Below are 7,535 nucleotides of genomic sequence, written 5' to 3'. Positions count from 1 at the left end.
ACTTTCAGGGTTCTTTTTCTCGTAAGCTTGAATCGCAGCGCTGTCGATCGCGACGTGACTGCCATCAATGACGCCTTCTTGCCTACAACGATTTACCAAGTCGTCGAACAGCTGTTTAGCCAGGTTTTTCTTCGTCAGATCTGCAAAACCATTTGGGGGCTAAATAGGTATGACGGGATACCTCTGCTCATTGCTTAACGTATCTCGTTCGGGGTATTACAGCTACTTACAAGCTGCAGATTCACGCTTAGAGCGGATTCGTTCGGATGCTGAGGCTGGGGAGCTGATTAAGAAGGCTTTCGAACGAAGGGGTTACAAAAAGGGCTCACGCTCCATTAAGATGATTCTTGAGCACGAGTTTGGTGTCATCTATAACCTAAAGAAAATCCGTAGACTGATGAAGAAATTTAACATCGTATGTACGCACAGAAAACCCAACCCTTATAAACGCATGACCAAAGCTACGCTGGAACACCGAACCTTACCGAATCCCCTACAGAGGGACTTCAAGAAGGGCATACCAGGTCTGGCCCTGCTTACGGATATCACGTACCTTCCATACGGCCGCTCCGAGATGGCCTATTTGTCGACCATACTGGATGCCTCAACGGGTGAGATCCTCTCTCACAACATATCCAATCGGCTGACATTAGACATCGCCACGGATACTGTTGACGTTCTCAAGAAACAGAAACGTCTAAAGCTTCAAAAGAATGCTTTCATCCACTCGGATCAAGGCAGCCATTATACCAGTCCCATCTATCAGGAGTTGCTAAAAAAGAATGGGTTAGGCCAGTCAATGTCCAGACGCGGGAACTGTTGGGACAATGTTCCCCAAGAATCGTTCTTCGGCCACATGAAGGACCATGTCGATCATCGTAGTTGCCGTTCCCTTCAAGAGCTAAAGCAAGAAATGAATCGTTACATCCGCTATTACAACAACCACAGATATCAATGGGGATTAAAAAAGATGACCCCTGTTCAATACAGGAATCATCTATTGTCCGCCTCGTAAATCTTCAATACCACTCTTTCTTTAAGTGTCCTTGGCATGGGGTCCAGATTACGCAGACCTGAGTCTTTGATCTTTTGGATTTCTTAGCTCAATCTATGCTGCCGTCGCCTTAGACCGTTGGGGCTGCCGGATACAGATCGAAGTCCTTGAGCGTTTCTCCTGTGCGTGCCGCCTGGAATATCGCGTCAATCAAATGAAGCACCCGAAGCACCTCTTCATTCTTGACAATCGGCTCGGCCTTGCCTTCAATCACCTCTGCAAAGTTATCGAAGAAGCTGCACGGCATATGAAACGCCTCCGGCAGTGTACCGGTAATGGTCGCCTCTTCCGATGGCGGCGCCATCGTCTTGGTCAGGCCCACCCCGGCCTGAATCGGCTTCGGCTCCACATGGGCCATGTCCGGATTACGCGTAACTGTCCGGCCCTGCAGAGACCAGTCCTCGATCACGCCAGTGCCCTCGGTGCCCTTGACATACCAGCGAGGGAGTGTAATAAAATTGGTCGTTCCCACTTCGACAACAGCGGAAATCCCATTCTCGAACTCCAGCATCGCTTCAAAACCATCGTCGACACCATTGCCAAGAATAAAGCTCAAACGGCTGCTCAGACGAAGAATCCGGCTGTCGATCATATATAGAAGCTGGTCTAGCAAATGAACGCCCCAGTCCAGCAGCATTCCACCGCCAAACTCCTCCAAATGCCTCCAGTCACCCGGGATGCCGTTCGCACCGTGAACACGGGATTCAATGCGGAACAGCTCTCCAATCGTGTTCTCGCGGTACATCTGCCTTACCACCCGAAAATCCTCGTCCCAGCGGCGATTCTGATGCACCATGAGGGTCCGGCCTGCCTCTTTAGCAGAAGATACCATAATATGAAAATCTTCAACCGACAGCGTCACCGGCTTCTCACAGATGACATGCTTGCCGGCCTCTAAGGCTTGCACCGCCAGCTCCTTGTGCACATCATTCGGGGTTGCGATCAGTATGACCTCCACCGCCGCATCCTGCAGCACCGCTTCATAGGAATCGTAGGCTGGGTAGCCATCCTCCCGCGAAGCCTCGCGGCGTCCTTCCAGCAGATCGAAGGTGCCCGTCACTTCCAGCTTCGGGTGTCCCTGAATCAGCCTCGCATGATAGCTCCCCATGCCTCCGTATCCCACAATAACGACAGCGTGCTTGCTCGCAGTCATATACATACAGCTCCTTTAATTTATCTATGGCGCGCAGCGCGCAACCAAGTTAGTCTTGGTTCATATATACCGCTTTGCCCGTACGGGATGATTCGTAAATGGCCTCCAGAATTTCGGATACTACGCAGGCCTGCTCTGGTGTAACGACCGGCTCGAGATCCTGATCTACCGCCTCGATCCACTTTCTCATTTCCACATCGGCGTCACCTTCGGCAGTTCCGGCGTAGAATGCAACTCCGCCTGCCTTCAGGTCCACTTCATTCGTGTAGAGACGGCTATACTTCTCGCCATTAATGCGCAGGCCGCCCTTCATGTCTGCACCCGCTTCCGTACCGCTCAGGCTGCATTTCGCTTCATCCACCTCGAGAGTATTCAGCGCCCAGCTCGCTTCCAGCGTAACTGTCGCGCCGTTCTCCATCACAATCATACCAAATGCGGAGTCCTCAACGTTAAACTTCTCCGGGTCCCATGGGCCCCAGGCATTGGCGGCATTTTCTTTTTTGCCCAGTTCATGATACTTCGTTCCCAGAACCACCTTCGGCTTGTAGTTATCCATCATCCACAGCGTCAGGTCCAGTGCATGGGTGCCGATGTCAATCAGCGGGCCTCCACCTTGCTTCTCCTCATCGAGGAACACACCCCAGGTTGGTACGGCGCGGCGGCGAACCGCATGAGCTTTGGCATAATAAATATGACCCAGCTCGCCCTCTTCACACATCTTCTTCAGGTACAGGCTGTCCGGTCTGTAACGGTTGTTGTAGCCCACGGTCAGCTTCTTGCCGGTACGCTTGGCTGCTTCGACCATGCTGCGTGCATCCGCTGCGGTTTTGGCCATCGGCTTCTCACACATCACATGCTTGCCGGCCTCCAGAGAAGCAATTGAAATTTCCGCATGGGAATCATTCGGCGTCAAGACATGAATAATGTCCAGGCTGGCATCCTTCAGCAGCTCCTGATAGTCGCTGTAAACCTTGGCTGAAGCCGTACCATACTTCGCAGCAGCCTCCTCGGCCCGGCTCTCCACGATGTCGCAAAAAGCAACCAGCTCGACTTGATCCAGCTTGCTAAGACTCGGCAGGTGCTTGCCGTTGGCGATTCCGCCGCATCCAATAATACCAATACGATATACTTTACTCATCTTAATCTACCTCGCTTTATAGGGATTGGGCTTGCTGACGCCGGTAAGCGCCGGGAGTCATCCCGAAGCGCTTCCGAAACACCGCATGCAAATACGTTGCGTTTGTGAACCCGGCCAGGACCGCAATTTGTTCGATCGGCATCTGGCCTTCTTGCAGCCGCTGGCATACTTCCTCCAGCCGAATCTCCTCCAGCACCTTGCTGAATGAGCGGCTTGGATCTATCTGCCTGAACACACGCTGCAGCTGCCGTGGACTGATGTTCAGCTTTTCGGCGACATTGTCCAGCGTCAGGCTGGCGGCATAATTAGCTTTCATGTAATGGACTGCATATTCATAACGATGGGACAGCATGTCCCTCACGGGAGCCTCCACCCGAATGCCCTCGGTATCATAAGCCCGCACAGTACGGAGCAGAATGCTGATTACCTGCTGCTTGATGGATGTGTAATAGCCGGTCGGCTTGCTGTCGCACACCCGGTAGGCCTCCAGGAAGCAGGGCATGGCAAAATCGGTATCATAAGCTGGCTTCAAGGGCAGCTCCTTCAGCTTCTGGATACACTCCTCCGCTTCTGCCGCTTCCCAGGGATCTGCATTCGGCGAGGGCCGGGCCGTAATCGCCACATGCAGGCAGAGCTCATTCATGCCTTCCCGTTCGTCCGACTCCTGGTAGTGCATTACGCCGGGACCTGTCAGGTACATCATGCCTTCGGACAACGGATACATCCGATCCTCCAGAATGACCTTTCCTTTGCCCCGCGGGACGTAGTGGAATTCGAATTCGGCATGGTTATGAAAATCAATGATTCTGCCCGGAGGAAAGGCTGTCAAATGAAACCGCAGCACATGGATTTCATATTGTCCCCACTGAATACGGATATCCAGCCTCTCCAGCATATCCTGCTTCTCAAACATGACGCCAAAGGGAAAGCCTCCTGCCGGCTTCTGCGTCTCCACGAAGCCCTAAGACTTCAGCTCGCCAGGCGCAACCGTGCGCCGTTCGCGGACCGATCGGTTGGAGGCTTCCATCAGCGCTGTCAGCTCTACCGCTGTTCTTACATTATCCGTCGCTTCTGTGTCGTTCTGCACATGTCCAACCCATTGGTGGAATGCACTTTCCCGATTGTCCGGAATAGCGACTTCCTTCCACTCCCTGTACTCGCTGTTCAGCTGGCTCCGCAGCAGCAGCCGGGCTTCCGGCGTACCGTACATCAGGGTGCCCTCTGTTCCATGCACTTCAATCGCGAACGGAGAATGGCTGTTTACAAAGCCGGCCTCTACGACTCCAACCGCTCCCGAAGCAGTCTGAAGGGTGACGACAGCATTATCCTCGACCTCCCGGCCGGTGACATAACCAAAGGACGCATTCACTCCCGTAATATCCTGGCCGAGAAACAGCCGGGTCAAATACATCGGGTGACAGCCCAGATCAATCAAAGCACCGCCGCCGCACTGCTCTGCGGAGTAGAAATGCTCCGGCAGCCATCCTGCCGTGGCTCCATTATGGGACAGGCGCGTTCTGACATACGTGATCTTGCCCAGCAGTCCCTGGTTCAAAATATCCTGCACCGCCAGTGTATACCCATCATTCAGGCGCGGAAGCGACACGGTCAGCTTCACACCCTGACGTTCACATTCAGAGACAATTTCATGAACCTCGGCGAGCGTCGGCGCGATGACCTTCTCTGTAAAAATATGCTTGCCCGCCCGGGCTGCCGCCAGCATCACCTCACGGTGCATATTCGTAGGCGCATCCACAATCACGCCTTCAATGTCTTCCAAAGCCAGCAGCTCTTCCAAATGCTCGTAAAAGGGAACGCCCAGCTGCTCTGCAGCTTGGCGGCCGCGACTCGGCTCTTCATCCCATACCGCTGCAATTTCAGTATCCGGGTGCTCCTGCGCCTGCTTGGTGTAATCCCAGGCATGCACGTGCCAATAGCTGATTTTTCCGATTTTCATCGTCAATGACGTAACCTCCATCACTATAATTTCCTGACAACCACTACCTAAAGGTATCACATCATTCACCGTTTTTTAAGTAGAACTATGCGACATCGACTATACAATATTACGACATGAATGAATGTTATACATGAAACGGAGCAAAAAAACAGTGAAAGCCTTTCACTCCTCATTTTTCTGAGCCTCAGTCCTTAATAGCAAGAAGGCCGCCCCAGCACCTCGTGCCGGAACAGCCTCTCTATAGTTATAGGATTACTTTGCCTCAATCGGCTTTTTCCACAGACTCAGCACCAATGCAGAGATTACCGAGCCGATGACAACCGCCAGCAGGAACAGCAGCGCATGGTTCGCGAGCGCAGCGACGAAAATGCCGCCATGTGGTGCCGGAACATTAATGCTCCACAGCTGGGTCAGGCCGCCGGCAACCGCCGAGCCGAGTATGCAGGAGGTGAGCACCCGCAGCGGATCTGCCGCCGCAAATGGGATAGCACCTTCGGTAATGAAGGATAAGCCCATCACGTAGTTGGTCACCCCGGACTTGCGCTCCTGCTCGGTATATTTCTTTTTGAAAAAAGTGGTTGACAGCGCGATCGCCAGAGGAGGGACCATGCCGCCCGCCATCACCGCCGCCATCCAGGCGCCGTCTGTATTGCCGCTCGAGGTAAAGACCCCGATCGCAAAGGTATATGCCGCTTTGTTAAATGGCCCACCCATGTCAATCGCCATCATGCCGCCCAGCACCAGACCCAGGATAATCGCGTTACCGGTGCCCAGATTGTTCAGAAAATCAATCAGTCCCGTGTTGATCCAGCTGAAGAACGGTCCAAATAGATAGTACATGATCGTGCCCGTAATCAGCAGTCCCAGCACAGGATACAGTAGGATCGGCTTCAAGCCCTCCAGCGCTTTTGGCAGCCCCTTCAGACCCCGGCGCAGGAAGAGCACGACATAACCGGCCAGAAAGCCTGCCGCCAAACCGCCGAGAAATCCGGAGTTGGCATTCAGGGCCAGGAAACCGCCGACCATACCCGGCATCAGAGCAGGACGATCACCAATACTGAGCGCGATAAATCCGGCGAGCACAGGAATGAGGAAGTGAAAGGCTCCTCCGCCGCCGCCGATGGTTTGCAGGAGCTGGACAATGGGATGCTCTGTGCCAGCCAGCTGCTCGAACAGGAAGGAAATGGCGAGCAGAATGCCCCCGCCAACCACGAAAGGAAGCATATGAGAGATGCCGTTCATCAGATCCTTATAGATCTTACTGCCGATGCCTCTGCCGCCGCCCTTCACGTTTTCCTGCTGCGCATCCGAGCCAGAACGGGAAGCCCCTGCAGCTACGCCTTCGCTGCGATAAATCGGTGCATCACCAGCGACAGCCTTGGTGATCAGCTCCTCGGATTTCCGGATGCCGTCGCTGACAGGGCGCTGAAGCACAGGCTTGCCATTGAAGCGGGCCATATCTACATTCTTGTCAGCAGCGACAATAACCCCGGCCGCCCGGTGGATTTCCTCCTCCGTCAGAACCTGATTGGCCCCTTCCGAGCCGTTCGTTTCTACCCGAATGTCAACGCCCATTCTTTGAGCGGTCTTCTTCAGTGCATCCTCTGCCATAAAGGTATGAGCTATGCCGGTCGGACAGGCGGTAACCGCTACAACGAACGGCTTCTCCCCACTGCTGGACGCTGCAGCCGGTGAAGGGTCATGCTGCTGCGCCGCCTTCACCGGCTTGGCAGCTTCTTTTCTGCGCTTCTGCTCTTCTTCCTCGTCTTGTCTCACATCAAACAAGGCGGTGACCTTCTCCGGGGTTTCCGTATCCATCAGCTTCTGGATGAAATCGGCATCAATCAGCAGACGGGACAGCGCCGCAAGCGTCTTCATATGCATGCTGCCAGCGCCTTCAGGTGCCGCGATCATAAAGAACAGATACGCCGGCTCGCCATCCAGCGATTCAAAATCCACACCCTTGCGGCTCTTGGCAAACACGACGGTCGGCTCCTTGACGGCCGAGGTTTTGGCGTGCGGCATCCCGATACCTCCGCCAATGCCCGTGCTGGATTCACCCTCGCGCTTCCAGATCATTTCCTTAAACAGCACGGGATCATGGATCCGGCCGCTAGCGGCAAGACTATTAATCATTTCATCTATAGCAGCGTCCTTGGTCACGGCCTGCAAATCCATGATCATCGTTTCCTTGATCATCAAATCTGTAATTCTCATTGTCGTCACTCCT

General features: G+C 53.9%; 6 protein-coding genes and 1 pseudogene. 1 reads left to right on the top strand and 6 read right to left on the bottom strand.

Annotated features, from left to right (window positions below):
- Positions 1-147, bottom strand: a pseudogene (locus JJQ72_RS20550) (transposase); the annotation flags it as partial.
- A gap of 22 nt (positions 148-169) precedes the next feature.
- Between JJQ72_RS20550 and JJQ72_RS13620 the strand changes: the two are divergent.
- Positions 170-1,015 carry an IS3 family transposase gene (locus JJQ72_RS13620; protein WP_233281177.1) on the top strand — a complete coding sequence of 282 codons (846 nt, stop codon included), beginning with the start codon at positions 170-172 and terminating at the stop codon, positions 1,013-1,015.
- A 109-nt stretch (positions 1,016-1,124) separates the two neighbouring features.
- Here the strand turns inward: JJQ72_RS13620 and JJQ72_RS13615 are convergent, their stop codons facing one another.
- The 5 genes from JJQ72_RS13615 to JJQ72_RS13595 all read right to left on the bottom strand — a co-directional run bounded on the left by JJQ72_RS13615 (position 1,125) and on the right by JJQ72_RS13595 (position 7,522).
- The gene (locus JJQ72_RS13615) at positions 1,125-2,207 is read right to left on the bottom strand and encodes a Gfo/Idh/MocA family protein (RefSeq protein WP_208204011.1); all 1,083 of its coding nucleotides are present in this window, start codon (positions 2,205-2,207) and stop codon (positions 1,125-1,127) included.
- Positions 2,208-2,256: 49 nt separating this feature from the next.
- Positions 2,257-3,345, bottom strand: a complete 1,089-nt coding sequence (locus JJQ72_RS13610) for a Gfo/Idh/MocA family protein (protein WP_208204010.1) — start codon at positions 3,343-3,345, stop codon at positions 2,257-2,259.
- Between the two features lie 16 nt (positions 3,346-3,361).
- Positions 3,362-4,300, bottom strand: a complete 939-nt coding sequence (locus JJQ72_RS13605) for a helix-turn-helix domain-containing protein (protein ID WP_347880752.1) — start codon at positions 4,298-4,300, stop codon at positions 3,362-3,364.
- A 6-nt stretch (positions 4,301-4,306) separates the two neighbouring features.
- Entirely contained in the window at positions 4,307-5,302 is a 996-nt protein-coding gene (locus JJQ72_RS13600) for a Gfo/Idh/MocA family protein (RefSeq protein WP_138227689.1), read from the bottom strand.
- Positions 5,303-5,557: 255 nt separating this feature from the next.
- On the bottom strand, positions 5,558-7,522 hold the full coding sequence (locus tag JJQ72_RS13595) for a PTS fructose transporter subunit IIABC (protein WP_138225435.1): 1,965 nt from the start codon (positions 7,520-7,522) through the stop codon (positions 5,558-5,560).
- Positions 7,523-7,535 lie beyond the last annotated feature (13 nt).

The sequence above is a fragment of the Paenibacillus sp. F411 genome (assembly GCF_017582705.1).
In the GTDB taxonomy this organism is placed as follows: Bacteria; Bacillota; Bacilli; order Paenibacillales; family Paenibacillaceae; genus Paenibacillus_AQ; species Paenibacillus_AQ algicola.
Note: the sequence above shows the minus strand (reverse complement) of the source record. Positions and strands in the feature narration are given on the sequence as shown.